This window comes from Gottfriedia sp. OAE603, from assembly GCF_040543965.1.
GTDB lineage: Bacteria > Bacillota > Bacilli > Bacillales > Bacillaceae_G > Gottfriedia > Gottfriedia solisilvae.
In genome coordinates this window covers 1818800-1838286 of the sequence record NZ_JBEUNN010000001.1, presented here as the reverse complement: position 1 = coordinate 1838286, position 19487 = coordinate 1818800, and the positions used below count along the sequence as shown (strand labels likewise).

The 19487-nt window shown below is 34.5% G+C and carries 16 protein-coding genes, 1 pseudogene and 1 other annotated feature; of the genes and pseudogenes, 2 read left to right on the top strand and 15 right to left on the bottom strand.

Annotated features, from left to right (window positions below):
• Positions 1-99: 99 nt before the first annotated feature.
• From ABID96_RS09140 to ilvE, 12 genes and pseudogenes are all read right to left on the bottom strand, one after another.
• On the bottom strand, positions 100-1107 hold the full coding sequence (locus tag ABID96_RS09140; protein ID WP_192601731.1) for a zinc-dependent alcohol dehydrogenase family protein: 1008 nt from the start codon (positions 1105-1107) through the stop codon (positions 100-102).
• Between the two features lie 132 nt (positions 1108-1239).
• The gene (locus ABID96_RS09135; RefSeq protein ID WP_087998169.1) at positions 1240-2103 is read right to left on the bottom strand and encodes a DegV family protein; all 864 of its coding nucleotides are present in this window, start codon (positions 2101-2103) and stop codon (positions 1240-1242) included.
• 212 nt (positions 2104-2315) lie between these two features.
• Entirely contained in the window at positions 2316-3170 is an 855-nt protein-coding gene (locus tag ABID96_RS09130; RefSeq protein WP_192601730.1) for a DegV family protein, read from the bottom strand.
• Positions 3171-3457: 287 nt separating this feature from the next.
• The gene (gene leuD / locus ABID96_RS09125) at positions 3458-4033 is read right to left on the bottom strand and encodes a 3-isopropylmalate dehydratase small subunit (protein WP_192601729.1); all 576 of its coding nucleotides are present in this window, start codon (positions 4031-4033) and stop codon (positions 3458-3460) included.
• Positions 4011-5405, bottom strand: coding sequence for a 3-isopropylmalate dehydratase large subunit (gene leuC, locus ABID96_RS09120; RefSeq protein ID WP_192601728.1), 1395 nt, complete (start codon positions 5403-5405; stop codon positions 4011-4013). The genes leuD and leuC overlap by 23 nt, the downstream gene beginning before the upstream one ends.
• Entirely contained in the window at positions 5402-6469 is a 1068-nt protein-coding gene (gene leuB, locus ABID96_RS09115) for a 3-isopropylmalate dehydrogenase (RefSeq protein WP_192601727.1), read from the bottom strand. The genes leuC and leuB overlap by 4 nt, the downstream gene beginning before the upstream one ends.
• A gap of 29 nt (positions 6470-6498) precedes the next feature.
• Positions 6499-7632 (bottom strand): annotated as a pseudogene (locus tag ABID96_RS09110) (2-isopropylmalate synthase); the annotation flags it as partial.
• A 5-nt stretch (positions 7633-7637) separates the two neighbouring features.
• Complete coding sequence (gene ilvC, locus ABID96_RS09105) at positions 7638-8648, bottom strand: ketol-acid reductoisomerase (RefSeq protein ID WP_192601725.1); 1011 nt, start codon at positions 8646-8648, stop codon at positions 7638-7640.
• A 45-nt stretch (positions 8649-8693) separates the two neighbouring features.
• Positions 8694-9209, bottom strand: coding sequence for an acetolactate synthase small subunit (gene ilvN, locus ABID96_RS09100; RefSeq protein ID WP_087998177.1), 516 nt, complete (start codon positions 9207-9209; stop codon positions 8694-8696).
• Complete coding sequence (ilvB, locus tag ABID96_RS09095) at positions 9209-10912, bottom strand: acetolactate synthase large subunit (protein ID WP_192602061.1); 1704 nt, start codon at positions 10910-10912, stop codon at positions 9209-9211. Before ilvB ends, ilvN begins: the two co-directional genes overlap by 1 nt.
• Before the next feature lie 76 nt (positions 10913-10988).
• Positions 10989-11224 (bottom strand) — a binding site (T-box leader).
• The gene (gene ilvD, locus ABID96_RS09090) at positions 11224-12891 is read right to left on the bottom strand and encodes a dihydroxy-acid dehydratase (RefSeq protein ID WP_192601724.1); all 1668 of its coding nucleotides are present in this window, start codon (positions 12889-12891) and stop codon (positions 11224-11226) included. Its footprint overlaps the feature before it by 1 nt.
• 6 nt (positions 12892-12897) lie before the next feature.
• A complete protein-coding gene (ilvE, locus tag ABID96_RS09085) occupies positions 12898-13788 on the bottom strand; it encodes a branched-chain-amino-acid transaminase (protein ID WP_192601723.1) in 891 nt (296 codons plus the stop codon).
• Between the two features lie 261 nt (positions 13789-14049).
• On the opposite strand from ilvE, the gene ABID96_RS09080 reads away from it, so the two are divergent.
• The gene (locus ABID96_RS09080; RefSeq protein ID WP_087998181.1) at positions 14050-14241 is read left to right on the top strand and encodes a hypothetical protein; all 192 of its coding nucleotides are present in this window, start codon (positions 14050-14052) and stop codon (positions 14239-14241) included.
• Between the two features lie 71 nt (positions 14242-14312).
• Here ABID96_RS09080 and ABID96_RS09075 read toward each other — a convergent pair whose 3' ends face one another.
• Complete coding sequence (locus ABID96_RS09075; protein WP_192601722.1) at positions 14313-15839, bottom strand: ABC transporter permease/substrate-binding protein; 1527 nt, start codon at positions 15837-15839, stop codon at positions 14313-14315.
• Positions 15836-16594, bottom strand: a complete 759-nt coding sequence (locus tag ABID96_RS09070; protein WP_192601721.1) for an ATP-binding cassette domain-containing protein — start codon at positions 16592-16594, stop codon at positions 15836-15838. The genes ABID96_RS09075 and ABID96_RS09070 overlap by 4 nt, the downstream gene beginning before the upstream one ends.
• 212 nt (positions 16595-16806) lie before the next feature.
• Between ABID96_RS09070 and brnQ the strand changes: the two genes are divergently transcribed.
• Positions 16807-18138 (top strand): branched-chain amino acid transport system II carrier protein, encoded by a 1332-nt coding sequence (gene brnQ / locus ABID96_RS09065; RefSeq protein ID WP_192601720.1) that lies wholly within the window; start codon positions 16807-16809, stop codon positions 18136-18138.
• A 57-nt stretch (positions 18139-18195) separates the two neighbouring features.
• On the opposite strand, the gene ABID96_RS09060 is transcribed toward brnQ, so the two are convergent.
• Positions 18196-19362 (bottom strand): alpha-hydroxy-acid oxidizing protein, encoded by a 1167-nt coding sequence (locus ABID96_RS09060; RefSeq protein WP_192601719.1) that lies wholly within the window; start codon positions 19360-19362, stop codon positions 18196-18198.
• Positions 19363-19487: the final 125 nt, after the last annotated feature.

The window sequence follows — 19487 nt, the reverse complement described above, 5'->3', positions numbered from 1 at the left end:
ATTACAAATTTTAAATTTGTTAATATCTTATGATTGAGTATTCATTTAATGAATGTACCATAAAAAAAGAACTGAAAATGATTCAGTTCTTTTTTAAATTTATAAAGAGAACTCAATAGCAATTTTACCAAATTGATGACCCTCACCCATATGTATTAAAGCTTTCTGTAAATCCGAGAAAGAATATACGGAGTCAATTACTGGTTTTATATTATGTTTTTCAAAAAATGCTAACATCTGTTCAAATTCTCTTGGACTACCCATTGTTGTGCCTCTAATATCCATATTTTTAAAGAATATTTTAGGCAACACAGTATTGGGTACTACTCCGTTTGTTGCACCATAACTTACGATTCTTCCACCTTGAGCTGTGACATCAATTAATCGATTAAAGGATTCGCCACCTACACCATCAATTGTTAAATTTACCATACCTATTTCTTTTCTTAATTTTTTGAACCAATCTTGATCCTTATAATTAAATCCCGCAACTGCGCCAAGTTTTTTTGCTTTTTCGATTTTCTCATCACTACTAGAGGTTACAATCACATTCGCTCCATGTGAAGCAGCAATTTGTAAAGCATATAATGCCACACCACTACCGATTCCCGGAATTAAAACTGTATCTGTTTCTGTTAATCCACCTCGTGTAAATAATGCACGATAGGCCGTTAAAGCTGCAAGAGGAATAGCTGCCGCTTCAGACCAACTCAAATAACTTGGTTTTTTCTTCACATTTTCTTTATGTACAATAATGAATTCTGCAAATGTTCCATTTTGAGGCATACCAAGCACATTAAATTGCTCTGAACAAATATCATCTCGTTCGCCCCAATTTAGACTTGGATTAATAATGACTTCATCACCCACAGATAGTTCATTTACTTCTTCGCCAACTTCGACAATTTCTCCTGCTCCATCAGAACCTAAAATTGAAGGTAAGCTCATTCCAGGATACATGCCATGTGTAATAAAATAGTCTCTTCTATTTAAAGAAGATGCTTTTAGTTTAATACAAACTTCATTTGGTTTGATTGTTCCTAGATCAAAATCTTCTAATTTTAATGACTCTGGACCATTCGTCTCTCTCAATACGTATGCTTTCAATACAATCACTCCTATGAGTTTTATTTTTTATTAATCAACTATATATCAAAATTAAACCAAAACAAGCCAATAAAAAAAGATGATAAAGAATTAGTTTTCTTTACCATCTTATCAAATAGTTGGACGAAAGTTTCATGCAAAGTCTTTATTTAAGAAAAAAACGGCAAGGGTTCCAGGCCCCGCATGTGCACCCACTGTTGCGCCAATTGTTGTAATGACAAATTCTTCGCAACCATAACGTTGATTAATCATATCCTTCAACAAGTTTGCACCTTCAATATTATTACCGTGAGTAATCCCGATTAATTGATTTTGCAGGTCACTGCCTCTTTCTTCCATAATTGAGACAAGTCGTTCCATTGCTTTTTTAGTACCTCTTGCTTTTTCAATCGGTGTTAGGATTCCGTCTTTTAAATGTAAAATCGGCTTAATATTTAAAAGCCCACCTATAAATCCTTGAAACTTACTAACACGACCACCTCTTACAAAATATTGAAGATCTTCAACTGTTACAATATGTTCCATATGTCTAGAAGCCATTATTGCATAATCAATAATCGCATGTTTTGTTGCATTTTCTTGAGCCATTTTTGCAACTTCAATCACGACCAATCCTTGACCTAATGCACCGCACTTTGTATCAATAATATCAATATCCCATTCTGGATATTCTTCTAACAATTCATTTTTTACTAAAACCATTGATTGATGGGTTCCTGATAGTTCAGAAGTTAAAGATAGATGTACTACTGGAATATTTAATTTTGCATACTTTTCAAAAGTTGTACGAATTGATTCATATGATGGTAACGAGGTTTTAAAAACTTTACCTTCTTTCATATCATTTAAAAGCTTCTCCGGTTCTAATGTCACACCGTCAAAGTATTCATTACCCTCTTCATCAAATACTCTAATGGGAATGACATCGATGTCATATCGCTCGTAAAGTTCTTTCGTTAAATCCGCAGCACTATCAGTAATAATCTTTACTTTCATTATAGAACCCCTTTAACATATTATTTATACCTTATATTATTACATGGTACTAAAAGTGTTGCAAACTTATTTTGGTTTTCATTTAATTCATCTAATTACGGTAATTGAAATTTCTAATTTCGTCATAAAAAAATGCTCAAATATTGAATGAGCATTGGTTACAGTAAATGAAATTTTAAACAGAATTTAGTATTTTAAAAATTAGTAAAATACTATTTTGATAAAAAGAATATCCCTAAAGCACTTGGGCCTGTATGTACCCCGACTGCAGAGCCTACTGAATTGATCATTAGCTTCTGGTTACCGATTGTTTTCTGTAACTGTTCTATAAAATTTAATACTAACTCATCCTGATCTCCATAAACAATACCGACGGCTTCATGTTGCTGGTCACTTTTTCGAAGTTTCATAATTTCAATGATTCGATTTAGTGCTTTTTTTCGTCCACGTACTTTTTCTAACGGTTTAAATTTCCCTTCTGCTACTTCCATGATTGGGTTTATATTTAACATTCCACCAAAGAATCCAGCAAACTTTCCTATTCTTCCGCCTCTTATTAGGTACTGCAAATCCTCTAATGTGAAAATATGATTTATTTTTTGAATCTTTTCATTTAATTTTTGAATGAGTTCATCGAGGGTATCTCCATTATGAATATTTTTTAGCAAATCAACTACTAAAACCCCGATTCCTAATGAAACTGATCGTGTATCAATTATTTCTATTATTGCATTTGGATACTTTTCTAGAATATCTAATTTTACTAACTGGGCAAAATTATAAGTTCCTGATAAATCACTAGAACAAGCTAAATAGAAAGTTGCATTCCCATCTTCACAATTGCGAATCAAAGCATCGTATATTGCATCATAAGAGGGTAATGAAGATGAAAAGCGCTCTCCATTTTTCATTCGCGATAATAGTTCCGTAGGATTTAAAGTGATCCGATCAGTATACTCCTTTTCCAATTCATCGTAGATTCTCAGAGGAATGACTGCAATATCATTTTGCTGTACCAATTCATCTGGTAAATCTGCCGAACTATCAACAATAACATGAATGTTCATTGTAAACCCCTCTCATTAAAACATTAATTTTATAAAACTATTATTTACTTTTTAAGATTGTCTTACATATTATACACCTAAGTAATTATCTAAATATGAAAATATATCATCATAATTCTTTTCAGAAGTAGGATAATCCTTCTTTTTACATTCTATTAAAGTAATTTGTAAATTTGCTCATCATACCAATTAACATAAAAAATATTTTCCAATTCCTCTTCCTGTTACTTATATAAAACGATAAAAAAAGACAAAACACTTTCCTAAGAAAATGTTTTGCCTTTACCTTATACTCTTACTGATTCATATTGTTCAATTTTATCTTCATATTGCATTGTAATGGCAATATCATCTAATCCATTTAGTAATTTATCTTTCCAAACTGAATCAATTGTAAATTCATAGTCCCCAAATGGCGTTTTTACTAGCTGATGTTCTAGATCAATTTCTATTTCTTGGTCACCTTTTAGTGTGACAAGTTTTTGACGAATTGCATCATCTAATACAATTGGAAGCATGCCATTTTTAATGCAATTATTATAAAAAATATCTGCAAAACTTCCAGCAATAACGATTGTAAAACCGTAATCATGTAAAGCCCAAGGTGCGTGTTCCCTAGAGGATCCGCAGCCGAAGTTATGTCCACTAATTAATATCGTAGCATTCTTTCTTTCTTCATTATTTAATACAAATGATTGATTAGGGCTACGATCGTCATGATATCGCCATTCGTCAAACAAGAATTCTCCAAATCCTGTCCGCTCAATTCGCTTTAAGTATTGTTTTGGGATAATTTGGTCAGTATCGATATTATCTAACATAATTGATACAGTGCTTCCTTTATGCGTACGTAACGGTTTCATTTGTTTGCTCCTTTCGAATGTCGATAAAATGACCATGTACTGCCGCTGCTGCAGCCATTACTGGACTCACTAAGTGTGTTCTAGCACCTTTTCCTTGTCTTCCTTCAAAATTACGATTCGATGTAGAAGCACAGTGTTCTCCTGCAGGTACTTGGTCTGGATTCATTGCTAAACACATGGAACAACCAGCTTCTCTCCACTCAAATCCCGCTTCTATAAAGATTGTGTGCAAACCTTGCTTCATTGCTGCGTTTCGTACTTGTTTAGATCCAGGTACGACAAGAGCTCGGACGTTTGGATTAACCTTTTTACCTTTAATATAATCAGCCGCTTCTTCTAAATCTGATAATCTTGAATTTGTACAAGAACCAATAAAGACATGTTGTACTGGAATCTCTTTTGGTGTAATTTCAGGTTGTAAGCCCATATATTCATATGCTCTTTCATCATTTTCATCGTTAATTGTAGGAAGAGCTTCATCAATTCTTACACCCATACCAGGATTTGTTCCCCATGTTACATAAGGTGCAAGAGTAGATACATCAACGAAGATTTCTTTATCAAAATTTGCGCCTTTGTCAGTATATAGTTTTTTCCATTCAACTAATCTTTCATTATATGAATTACCTGTATATCTTCTATCTTTTAAATACTCAAAAGTCTTTTGATCTGGTGCAACAAGTCCTGCCTTCGCTCCACCTTCAATGGCCATGTTACATATTGTCATTCGCTCTTCCATTGACATATTGGAAATTGCTTCTCCATAAAATTCAATTACATGTCCTGTTCCCATTGATACACCGTAAGTAGCTAATAAGTGTAAGATGATGTCCTTCGCATAAACACCTTTTGGAAGATTCCCTTCTAAACAAACACCCATCGATTTAGGTTTAACTTGCCATAAAGTTTGGGTAGCTAAAACATGCTCTACCTCACTGGTACCAATACCAAAAGCAAGTGCGCCAAATGCACCATGTGTTGAAGTATGGCTATCACCACATACAATTGTTTTTCCTGGCTGTGTTAATCCAAGCTCAGGGCCAATTACGTGGACAATTCCTTGCTCTTCATCAGTAATATCGGCTAAAGGAATATTAAATTCTTTGCAATTATTACGTAATGTATCCATTTGTTGCTTTGCGATCATATCAGTTATGACTAATTGATTTTCTGTTGGCACATTATGATCCATCGTTGCAAATGTTAAATCAGGTCTTCTAACTTTACGGTTTGATAATCTTAACCCTTCGAATGCTTGGGGAGAAGTTACTTCATGTACTAAATGTAAATCGATATAAAGGAGTTGTGGTTTACCTTCATCTCCAGTAACGATATGCTGTTCCCATAGCTTATCAAATAACGTCTTTTTCATCGGTTAACTCCTCCTACTGCAAATGCTTCAATGTATGAAATAACATGCTTTGTAAATTCAGTTGTAGTTGTATCTCCGCCTAAATCACTAGTCAAATAGCCATTATTAAAAGTTTTTACAATTGCTGATTCAATAGATTTTGATTCTTCATGTAAGTTAAAATCTCGTAACATCATAGATACAGATTTTAACATTGCAATCGGATTCGCCTTATTTAATCCGGCAATATCTGGAGCTGAGCCGTGGATTGGCTCATATAACGAAGGACCGTTTCCTGAACGACTTGCTGATGGTAGCATTCCTAAGGAACCAGTAATCATCGACGCTTCATCACTTAAAATATCACCAAATAAATTTTCAGTAACAATCACATCGAAACGCCTTGGATTACGTATAATTTCCATTGCAGCGGCATCTACTAAAACGTGTTCTACTTCGACTTCTGGATGTTTTTTACTCAACTCATTGACGACTTTTCGCCAAAGTTTACTAGATTCTAAAACATTTGCCTTATCTACAGATGTTAATTTCCCTTTTCTAGTTTTTGCTAAACTAAAAGCATACTCTACGATTCTTTCAATTTCTTCTCTTGAGTAAGATAGTGTATCAGTCGCCTCATTTTCAGTATGGAAACGTGGTGTTGAAAAATAAATTCCACCTGTTAACTCACGTACGACTACAAAGCTTACATCCTTTACTCGATCAGATTTTAAAGGCGAATAATTAATCAGCTCATCGTACACATCTACTGGACGAATGTTTGCAAATAAGTTTAGTTCTTTTCTTAAACGAAGTAACCCACTTTCAGGGCGTTCAACCCCATGGTCCCATTTAGGGCCGCCGACAGCTGCAAGTAGTACAGCGTCTGCAGCTAAGCAATTTTGTAATGTGTCATTTGGTAATGCAGTTCCTGTTTCATCAATTGCATGACCACCAAATAAATTATGAGAAAATGTAAATTGATGATTAAAAGTTTCTGCAATTGTATTTAACACCTCAATTGCTGAAGCCATAATTTCTGGACCTATTCCATCACCTTCAAGACACGCAATGTTTACATTCATTTTAAAACCTCCTTATCGCTCCATTTACTAATAATTCTCATTAAATCTTCATCGGTAATGTCTTTCTTTTTATCTGTTAATGCTTTAAATTGAATGAATGCTTCGTTAATAATCTCAGTGGAAAATTCGTATCCAAGTCCATTTAATCGATCAGTAAATGCATGACGCCCCGAATGTTTTCCTAATACTAATGAATTTGTTGAAAGTCCTATTAGAGCTGGTGGAATAATTTCATAAGTTGTTGGTTCTTTTAATACGCCATCTTGATGAATGCCTGATTCATGTGCAAATGCATTAGAACCAACAATTGCTTTATTTTTCTGGACAACCATACCAGTTAGACGACTAACAAGTTCACTTGTTTTCGTAATTTCATGTAAACGTAAATTGGTATTTTTTCGATATACATCTTCTCGAATATGTAGTGCGACAGCAATTTCTTCTAATGCAGCATTTCCTGCTCTTTCTCCAATTCCATTTACAGTACATTCTACTTGTTCAACGCCTGCCTGAATTGCAGCTAGAGAGTTTGCAACTGCCATACCAAGATCGTCATGACAATGACATGAGAAGATTGCTCTGTCATATGAAGGTACATTTTCTTGTAAAAATTTAAATAAATCATAGTATTCAGATGGATTGATATATCCTACCGTATCTGGAATATTGATTACATCTGCACCTGCCTGAATTGCTGTTTCAACAAATTCAGCAAGAAAAGCGCGATCACTACGACAGGCATCCTCTGCGGAAATTTGGACTTTTGGAAAGAAAGATTTTGCAAGTTGGACACAATGTTTAGCAGTCTCCAAAACTTCGCTTCTAGTTAAATTCAATTTATGTTTCATATGAATATCACTTGTAGCTAGGAAAATATGAAGTCTTGGTTCTGCAGCCTTTTTTAGGGCATCCCATGCTGTTCGAATATCGGAATCCTTAGCTCGAGAAAGGCTTGAGATGGAGACAGATCGAATCTGTCTCGCAATCTCTTGTACTCCTAAAAAATCACCTTCCGATGAAGCAGCAAAACCAGCCTCAATGATATCAACACCTAAAGCCTCGAGCTGTCTCGCAATTTCGAGCTTTTCAAATCGATTTAAATTAACCCCAGGAGATTGTTCGCCATCACGTAATGTTGTATCAAGAAACTGAATTTTACTCATAATAGTTATTTCACCTCGACTTTTTCTTTTCTTTGGATAAATGGCATCATTGCACGTAATTTTTCGCCCACTTCTTCTAATTGATGATGCTTTTCGCTTTCATTCACTTTATTAAATACTGGTCTACCATTTTTATTTTCATTAATCCATCCTTTCGCAAATGTTCCATCTTGGATTTCTGCAAGAATGTCTTTCATTGCTGCTTTTGACTCATCCGCTACTACTCTTGGTCCAGAAACAAAGTCACCCCACTGTGCTGTATCTGAGATTGAGTAACGCATATAGCTCATTCCGCCTTCGTACATTAAGTCAACAATTAGTTTCAATTCATGTAAACACTCGAAATATGCAACCTCTGGCTGATATCCTGCTTCAACTAATGTTTCAAATCCAGATTTTACAAGCGACGTAACACCACCACAAAGAACTGCTTGTTCACCGAAAAGGTCTGTTTCTGTTTCTTCTTTAAATGTCGTTTCTAATACACCAGCCCTAGTTGATCCAATGCCATCAGCATAAGAAAGTGCCACTTCTTTTGCTTCTCCGGTTACATCTTGATAAATAGCAAATAATGCTGGAACTGCTGCACCATCAACAAAAGTGCGTCGTACTAAATGTCCAGGACCTTTAGGAGCAACTAGGAATACATCTACATCTGCAGGTGGGACAATTTGATCAAAATGTACGTTGAATCCGTGGGCAAAAGCTAATGCATTACCACTTTGTAGATATGGAGCAATTTCATTTTCATAGACTGCTGGTTGATGCTCATCTGGTAATAGAACCATTACTACATCAGCAACTTTTGCAGCCTCTGAAACTGTCGTAACATGTAAACCGTCATTTACTGCAGCATCCCAAGACTTTCCAGGTCGACAACCAACTACTACTTTATGTCCATTTTCATGTAAATTTAATGCATGAGCATGACCTTGTGATCCATATCCAATTACTGCAACTGTTTTACCTACTAACACGTTTTGTTTTACATCCTCACCATAATAAACTTTAGCCATTTTCCATTACCTCCAAATAATTTTTTAGTTTTTTAATTTTTATTTTTAATAAGAGAGTAGCTTTTGAGCATGCTCCTTATGTTTAGCAGATCTAGTAAATGCTGTAACACCAGTTCGGGCGATTTCCTTCACTTCAAACGGTCTTAATAGCTCAATTAATGCTTCAACTTTTTCTGAATTCCCTGTAACTTGAACAACAATTTGATCTCGACTCACATCAATAACTGAGGCGCGAAACGGTTCAATTAAGCTATAAATCTCGTTTCTTGTATTAGCATTTGTACTGACTTTAATTAATGCTAATTCTCTAGCAATCACTGAATCTTCAGTTATATCAGCTACTTTTATCACATCAATTTGCTTATGAAGCTGCTTAATTAACTGTTCGACTTGCTGTAAATCTTCAACATGTACAACGAATGTAATTCTTGAAATATGATCTTGCTCTGTATGACCTACAGAAATGCTTTCAATATTAAATCTTCTTCGTGATATAACACCTGTAATACGATTTAAAACACCACTGTTGTTTAGAACAGTTGAAGTAATAACACGTTTCATTATTTCACCCCTTCCATCTCATGAATCCCTTTACCTGGTGGAACCATTGGTGTAACAATTTCTCCTTGATGGATTCGACAATCAATTAAAACCGGACCATCATATTCGATTGCTTCTTTTAATTGTGTTTCCAATAAATCAGGCTTCGTAATTGTGATTCCTTTAATTCCATATGCCTCGGCAAGTTTCGCAAAATCAGGTTGACAGTCAATTAGAGAACTAGAGAAGCGTTCATTATAAAAGGCAGATTGCCACTGTCTAACCATACCTAGTGCAGCATTATTTAGAATAAGGACTTTCACTGGTAAATTGTGTTCCTTCATAATACTTAGCTCTTGCAATGTCATTTGAAATCCAGCATCACCAACAATAGCAACAACCAATTCTTCTGGGTGGGCGAATTGTGCACCAATCGCTGCTGGTAATCCAAATCCCATTGTTCCAAGACCACCTGATGTAATCCATTTATGCGGTTTTTCTAATGGGTAATATTGTGCTGCCCACATTTGATGTTGACCTACATCTGTTGAGATGATTGCATTTCCGTCTGTCATTTTGTGTAACTGTGATAAGACAGTTTGCGGTTTGATTAATTCATCACTCTCTTCAAAACGATAAGGAAATGCTTCTTTTCTATTTTTTAGTAAGTTCAACCAATCACTATGATTTTCTTTGCCACCTTTTTGCTTCAATAAAACCTTCAAGACCTCTTTCGCACATCCTACAATTGGGATGTTAGTATGGATTACTTTATTGATTTCAGCTGGATCTATATCAATATGGGCAACTACCGCATTTTTGGCAAAATGATCTAAATTCCCAGTTAAACGGTCATCAAATCTAGCTCCAATATTGATGAGTAAGTCACTTTCATACATTGCCATATTTGCTGTATACGTTCCGTGCATTCCACCCATCCCTAAAAATAACTCTTCATTCGCTGGGTATCCGCCTAGTCCAAGTAATGTATGAACAACTGGTAGATTATATTTTTTTATGAATTCAGTAAATTCTTTCGATGCATCAGCATGTAAAACACCTGCTCCTGCTAAAACTACTGGTTTTTCTGCCACTTCAATTGCTTGTAGTAATTTTGTAATTTGAATAAAATTCGGCTCGTATGTTGGCTGATATCCTGGTAAATTGACTTCAACTTTTTCTTTCATTGAGCCTAACTCAACCATCATGTTTTTTGGTAAGTCAACAACGACTGGACCAGTTCTTCCTGTTGAAGCGATATGAAAGGCTTCTTTTACGATTTGAGGTATATCTTCAACATTTCTAATTTGATAGTTATGTTTTGTAACTGGCATTGTTATACCAATTACATCTGCTTCTTGAAAGGCATCAGTACCGATTACACTTGTTGCAACTTGACCAGTAAATACGACTAGCGGTAAAGAATCCATCATCGCATCTGCTAATCCTGTTACGACATTCGTTGCTCCAGGACCACTAGTTGCAATCACCACTCCTACTCGACCACTTACTCTTGCAAATCCTTCAGCTGCATGAATTGCACCTTGTTCATGTCTTGCTAAAATATGCACAATGTCAGCGTCATAAAGTGCATCATATAGAGGTAAAACTGCACCTCCTGGATAACCAAAAATTAGTTCCACATTTTCTTCTTTCAGAGCTTGAATTAATAAATTTGCACCGGAAATTTGTTTCGGTAGAGTTTTCATCGAATGATGACTCATTTTCATTTTCCCCTCCTAATTTTTCCTTTGTTTTTCCAATAAAAAAAAAGCCATGACTCCACACTTCAGCAGATGCTGAAGGGGCGAAAGACTTTTCGCGGTACCACCCTTCTTCTTAGGTTAAAAAACCTAACTTTGGGATTTTGGATAACCAAAATCTGGCGATAACGTTGCCAACGTCCAGACTTACTTAAAAATATTTCAGTCTGGCACTCAAGAGTGAGTTTCATTAGACAAGGTCATCGGTTCTCACCAGCCACCGACTCTCTGAAGATCCTTGACATAACTACTTTTCTCTTTCATTGCTTTCATTATATTTTTAAAATTCCACCTGTATTAGCGGAAGTAACAAGCTTTGCATATCTTGCTAAATATCCTGTTTTAACTTTTGGTTCTGGGAGGATGAATGATTTCTTTCTTTCATCCAATTCTTCACTTGAAACGGATAAAGTAATACTTCTTGATAATAAATCGATGATGATTTCATCGCCGTCTTTAACATAAGCAATTGGACCACCTTCTGCTGCTTCCGGTGAAATATGACCAATTGCAATTCCTCGTGTTGCGCCTGAAAATCTTCCATCAGTAATTAATGCTACACTTGTGCCAAGACCTCTTCCTACAATTGATGAAGTCGGGGCAAGCATTTCTGGCATTCCTGGACCACCTTTTGGTCCTTCATATCGAATAACGACTACATGACCTTCTTTTACTAGACCTTGATCAATTGCATCAACCGCTTCATCATGAGAATCGAAACAAATCGCTTCTCCAATAAAAACTTGAATTGAAGGATCGACACCACCAACCTTTATAACTGATCCATCTGGTGCTAAATTTCCATGTAAGATTGATAATCCACCAGTTTGACTATATGGATTTTCCTTTTTTCGGATAACTTCACTATTTAAAATGAAAGCATCTTCTACATTTTCAAGTAATGATTTACCTGTGATTGTGATTCTTTCGCTATGAATCGCACCAGGTATTGTCGTTAACTCTTTGATAATTGCTGGTACACCGCCAGCTAAGTGAACATCATGCATTGAGTAATGCGATGCTGGACTTATTTTTGATAAATACGGTACTCTCCTAGCAACCTCATTAATATCCTTCATGTCGTACTCAATACCAGCTTCGTTTGCGATTGCCATTAAATGAAGTACTGTGTTGGTTGAACCCCCCATTGCCATATCTAAAGCGAAAGCATCATCAATCGCTTCTTTTGTAATAATATCTCTTGGTTTTATATCATTTTTAACACAATCCATTAAATGAACTGCTGCTTCTCGAATTAAATCATGTCGTTCTTCACTAGTTGCTAGAATCGTTCCATTGTATGGGAGCGCTACACCAAGCATTTCCATAATGCAATTCATTGAATTTGCAGTGAACATTCCAGAACATGAACCACATGTAGGACATGCAGATTTTTCAATATCCAATAATTCTTCTACGCTCATTTTTCCAGATTTAAATGCACCAACGCCTTCAAATACTGAGGCAAGTGATAATGCTTTACCATCTTTTGATAAGCCACCAGCCATTGGGCCACCTGATACGAAAACTGCTGGTACATTCGTACGAACAGCTGCCATTAACATACCTGGTGTAATTTTATCGCAGTTTGGCATATAAAATACGCCATCGAACCAATGTGCATTTATGACTGTTTCAGCAGCATCTGCTATAATTTCACGACTTGGAAGAGAATATCTCATTCCGATATGTCCCATCGCGATCCCATCATCAACGCCAATTGTATTAAACTCAAATGGTACTCCACCAGCGTCCCTAATGGCCTTCTTTACTACATCTGCCATTTCTCTTAAATGAATATGACCTGGTACAATATCAATATATGAATTACAGATTGCTATAAACGGTTTATGAAAATCTTCTTCCTTCACACCAGCTGCTAACAGTAAGCTTCTATGTGGTGCTCGATCAATACCTTTTTTTATCATGTCACTTCGCAAATTGTATCACCCTTGTTTTACGTAAATTTTTTCTCCATCTTCTACTACTAATTGACGAAATGCTTTTAATAAACGATTTGTATGTTCTCCGGGTTTACCAGTTCCAATCACACGACCATCAACTTTAGAAACAGCAATTACTTCAGCGGCTGTACCTGTTAAAAAGACTTCATCGGCTACATAGACATCATGTCTAGTAAATAACTTTTCTTCAACGATAAAACCTAATGTTTCACCTAATTCCATGATGGCATTTCTAGTAATTCCTTCTAATGCTCCTGCTGAGCTTGGTGGTGTCAATAGCTTATTTCCTTTGATAATAAATACATTATCTCCAGAACCTTCAGCTACATAACCTTGATCATTTAACATAAGTGCTTCTTGCACCCCTGCTAGTTTAGCTTCAATTTTTACTAATATATTATTTAAGTAGTTTAATGATTTAATTTGAGGATTTAATACATCACTTCTATTTCTTCTAGTAGGAACTGTTACAATATCAATCCCATTTTTATATAGTTCATCTGGGAACAATGCTAATTGTTCTGCGATTACGACTATATTTGGTTTTGGACAAGAGTCAGGATCCAAACCGAGGTTTCCCTCTCCTCTAGAAACGACGAGTCGAATATATCCACTATGTAAATGATTACGATTAACTGTTTCTACAATAATCTCAGTTAACTCTTCAATAGAATACGGGATTGTTAGCAAAATAGATTTTGCAGATTCGTATAATCGAACTAAATGCTCTCTTAAACGAAATACATTTCCTTCATAAACTCGTATTCCTTCAAATACCCCATCTCCATATAGATACCCGTGATCATATACAGATACTTTTGCTTCATGTTTTTGTACAAACTCACCGTTTAAATAAATCTGTTGGGCTGTCACGTTAAATCCTCCTAAAGTAGAGTTAAAATTATTAGTACTTACTTTATGCCAATCCAATAAATTAATCAACAAGTTTTTTGAAAATTTAAAATTCATAAATTATTCACAAGTGGTACAAATACTGATATATCAACAATGAAAACCTTTACATTTTTTTAAAATAACTTTTCGACAAAAAACTACCCTTGAAACTATAAGAGAAATAATTTATTATAAGTTTACTTTACACAGAATTTTCAGTTAATTAACGGAGGGATAAAAATGGCTACTTTACACATTAATGGAACGATCAATGAAATCAATGAAGTATTAAAGGTAATGAGTAATCATTTTGATTTTCAAATGAAAAATCAAAAATCACCTACAAACGACTTTTTTGTTGAAACATCATCTAAAGAATGGGAAATTGATTCCTTTGTCAGTGAAATGTTAACTGGAGCTTATAATGATTAATAAGTAGTTTTTCCTATATCATCATAATAAAAAGGGATGTTCATTTTTGAACATCCCCTTTTTTTAATCATTTATTGTAATAATCCTTCACTTTTTAAGAACTCTTTCGCAACACTTTCTGCAGTTTTTCCATCTACAATGACTTGATAATTCATGTTTCTCATCTCATTATCACTAATTTTATTTTGTAATTTATTCAGTACTTTTTCAATCATTGGATATTTTTCAATTGTTTCACTTCTTAGAAGTGGTGCACATTGATACGGCGGAAATAATTCTTTATCATCTTTTAATACTTTCATATCGTAACTATCTAACTCACTATCTGTTGAATATGCATCTATTATTGAAATATCACCTGATTGAATTGCTTGATAGCGTAATTTTGGTTCCATTGTCTTTAAATTTGGCAACTTTAAACCATACAGCTTTTTTAAACCGAGATAACCATCTTCTCGATCTGAAAATTCTAATGTAAATCCTGCTTTTAATTGATTCGCATATTTGACTGCATCAGATATCGTTTCGATACCAAACTGATCAGCTACTTTTTCTGGCATTGCTAAAGCATAAGTATCGTTAAATTTCATCGGGGCTAAATAACTCATATTATATTTTTTAACTAAACCATTTTTAGATTGCTCATAAACTTCACTAGCATTATTACTAACAGCCTTTTCTTTTAAAAATGTAGATACTACTGTACCTGTGTATTCAGGATATATGTCTATATCTCCATTTTTCAGCGCATTAAAAACAAATGTAGTTTTTCCAAAATTAGGTTTAACTTCAACCTTTAAGTTTGTTTCATTTTCAATCATTAGCTTATACATGTTCATAATGATTTCCGGTTCTGCCCCTAATTTACCAGCGATCACAATATCAGTTTTATTCCAAGCTTGGATCGTTATTGGTGAGATACATAATGCTAATATGATAAAACCAGTCGTAACCATTCGTAATGAAAAACTTTTAAAACTTGATTTTTCAAGTATTCTTAACAAGAAATCAAAAAATATTGCTAAAATGGCAGCTGGAATTGCGCCAATTATAATTAAATTCATATCATTTCGATCAATACCAAGTAAAATCAAACTGCCTAATCCACCTGCTCCAATGAGTGCAGCAATCGTTGCTGTTCCAACGATTAAAACCATGGAAGTACGGACCCCTGCCATAATAACAGGTAAGGCTAATGGTAACTCCACTTTTACTAGTCTTTGAGAATTCTTCATTCCTAGTCCAGTAGCCGCTTCCAACAAGATTGGATCAATCTCCTTGATCCCGGTATATGTATTTCGTAATATCGGTAAAAGAGCGTATACACTTAATGCAATAACAGCAGGAACTTTTCCAATACCAACTAACGGAATTAATATACCTAATAAAGCTAACGAAGGAATTGTTTGGATGATTGCTGTACTGCCTATTACGTATTCTGATAAAATTTGCTTTCTTGATAAATATATACCAATTGGGACAGCAACTACAATCGCAATTATTAATGACAAAAGTGATAATTGAACATGTTCAATCAAAGCAGTAGCCAATTGCTCTTTTCGATTACCAAATGTATCTAAAAATGAAGTGAGAATCATAATGAGACTCCTCCTTCAACTACATTATTTTCCCTATAACGACGAATAAATTGTTCAACAAATTGGTTTTTAGGTTGATTAATCAATTCTTCCTTTGTCCCAATTTGAACAAGTTCACCATTATGCATGATGCCAATTCGATCTCCAATATAAAATGCCTCATCTAAATCATGTGTAACGAATAAAATTGTTTTCTTAATTTTATCCTTTAATAACTTTAATTCCTTTTGTAATTGTTCACGTGTCACCGGGTCTAATGCACTAAAAGGTTCATCCATTAATAACACACTTGGATTTGCAGCCAACGCTCTTGCAACCCCTACTCTTTGTTGCTGACCCCCTGACAAGTCTGCAACAGATCTTTGCTTAAATTCCTCAGGTACTAAATTAACTAATTCCAATAATTCGTCGACCCGCTCTTTGATCCGATTTTTATCCCACTTTTTCAATTGAGGTACAATCGATATATTTTCTTCAACTGTAAAATGTGGAAACAATGCGATTTGTTGCATGACATAGCCGAAATCTCTCCTTAATTCATAAATATCTGTATCAACTATATTTTCATTATTAAACAAAATCACACCATCAGTAGGATTCAGCAATCTGTTTAATAATTTAACTGTCGTCGTTTTACCGCACCCACTTGGACCAATTAATACTACACATTCTCCCTTTTCAATCGTAAATGATAAATCTGAAACTGCATATTTGCCATTTGAATGTTTATACGATATCTCTTGAAATTCAATCATTGTTGTCCTCCCAAACTTTATACTTACTAAATATATAGTTTAAGGACAAGTTTACTTATGCTACTTATCCATAAAAATTGGACATAGTAACATAAATTTTAAAAATTTCTTGTATATTAATTGAATTTTTTATTTTAGTATAGTAATTGGAAAATATATTTGATAGAATGAAATCTACTTTTTATTTGCAACTATAGATCGAGGTGAATTGTTTGAATTCTTTATCTAAAAAAGAAATTTTATTCATGGGTTTTATGCTATTTTCAATGTTATTTGGTGCAGGAAACCTAATCTTTCCTGCATATTTAGGACAAACTGCTGGGGAGAATGTTTGGCAAGCAGTTGCTGGCTTCATTATTTCAGATGCAGGACTTGCCGTATTGGCATTTATTGCAATTGCGAAATCAGGTTCATTCGATACATTAGTGAACAGGGTACATCCGATTTTTGCTTTACTTTTCCCATTAGCTATTTATCTATCAATTGGACCAGGACTTGCTATTCCTCGTGCAGGGAGTTTAGCTTATGAAATGAGTATCAAACCATTTCTATCAAATTCAATCGAATCATCACCAATCGGTTTAATGATTTATACCATTGTATTTTTTAGTATTGTGTATTGGTTTGCGAAATCTCCTTCAAAATTAATAGACAGGTTTGGCAAAATTTTAACGCCATCATTGCTTATATTAATCATTATTGTATTTATTAAAGCTTTGTTTACTGATCTATCAAGCTTTAATGAAGCTACATCTGTCTATAGGCATCATCCGATTTCACAAGGATTTTTAGATGGTTATCAAACAATGGATGCAATTGCTGCATTAATATACGGTATAGTGTTTGTTACAATTTTTAAAGGTAAAGAGATTACTAATCAGAAATTGCAAGTTAAATACTTAGCGATATTTGGAATCATTTGTGGCATTCTGCTAACCTTTACTTATTTAATCATTGCATATTTAGGTGCTTCTACTGAGATTACTGGTACTGTTGATAACGGTGCGATTGTATTAAGTACAGTACTACATCAGTTATTTGGTAATAGTGGTACAATTGTTTTAGGTCTTATTTTTACACTTGCATGCTTAAGTGTTTGCATTGGTCTAATTACTTCATGCGCACAATATTTTGCAAGTATCTTTCCAAAATTAACTTATCTTAAATGGGTAGTTTTATTATGTGCGATTAGTGCCTTTGTTGCGAATCTTGGTCTAACTCAAATTTTAAAAGTTTCAGTTCCTGTACTTGGATTGTTATATCCAATGGCCATTGCATTAATTGTTCTGGGGTTAATACATGATAAAATTCCATTTAATCATCGCTCTGTTTATGTGATGACAATCGGTTTTGTAGGTTTATATAGTTTCATAGAAATGATTAATCATACATTTTTAAATGGAATTCTTTCTGACATATTAGCTTATATTCCTATGCAAAGTAATGGTTTTGGATGGATCATTCCTGGTTTAATTGGGTTTACGATTGGTGCTTCCATGAAAAGTAAAAATAATTCAAAACCAAATGTTAAAAATGTAGCATAATAAAAGTCCTAGTTAACTAAAAAAGTTAATTAGGACTTTTTCTTCTATTTCTTGTAATTATGATTGATTCAATTCTTTGATTAGTAAGGATGCGTTCAATTCACTTATACTCCTTTGTCCTGATAATGCCATTGTCAGATCAAAGTCGGCTATGATATTTTTCATAACTTGCATGACACCATCTTTACCTCCAAGCGCTAATCCATACATAAACGGACGGCCAATTAAAACTGCGTCGGCTCCAAGCGCTAAAGCTTTATAAACATCAGCTCCTCTTCTAATTCCACTATCAAATAAAATTGGTATTTTCCCTTTTAACTCTTTACTAATCATTTCTAAAGCGTCTAAAGAACTTATCGTTCCATCTACCTGTCTTCCTCCGTGATTTGAAACGATAATTCCGTCCATTCCACTTTCATATGCTTGTTTTGCATCTTCTTTATGCAAAATACCTTTCAGTAAAATTGGTAAGTTCGTTTGCTTTCGAAGAAACGCTAAATCATCCCATGTAAGTGCAGGATTTCCAAACAATCGCGTCCAAAGCAAAATAGCTGATTCAATATCTTCTTTAGGAGATACATTTAATCTTGAACAAAAAACTGGATCCTCTAAGTAATTTGCGATTCCTTGTCCAAGTAAAAAAGGTAAATACGCATTTTCAATATCTTTTTCTCTCCAACCCATCATTGGCGTATCTAGTGTTACGACAATTGCTTCATAACCACATTTTTCCGCACGTTTGACCATACTTGCAGTTATGTCCATATCATTACTCCAATACAATTGGAACCATTTTGGTGAATCACCCAATACATCTGCAATTTTCTCTAAAGAAAAACTTGTTGCAGTACTCGCGATATAAGGGATCTTTAAAGCTGCTGCTGCTTCTGCTGCCTCTAATTCCCCGTTTGGATGTGCAATCGTCTGAACACCAATCGGAGCAAATAATATTGGTGATTGATAGGTTTTTCCAAATAAACTTACACTGATCTCTCTCTCAGATACATTTCGTAACATTCTAGGTACGATTTTCCATTGATCAAATGCTAATCTATTTTCCTTCATTGAGCGTTCTTTACCCGCTCCACCAGCTATATAATAAAATGAGCTTTCATCTAATTGTTCATGTGCTAATTGTTCCATTTCTTCAAAAGAAACAGGAAGGTCACTCTTTCTACCACTACTATAAACTTGAAATTGAACATTATTTCCGTAGTTATTCAATACAAACACACCCTTAGAATACATTTTTGTAAGCGTTTACTTAATTCTAAACAAACTACTAAATTCCCTCTATTTTTGATTGTAAACAATTCGACATTCCTCGTGAATTGAGTTGTCATATTTAC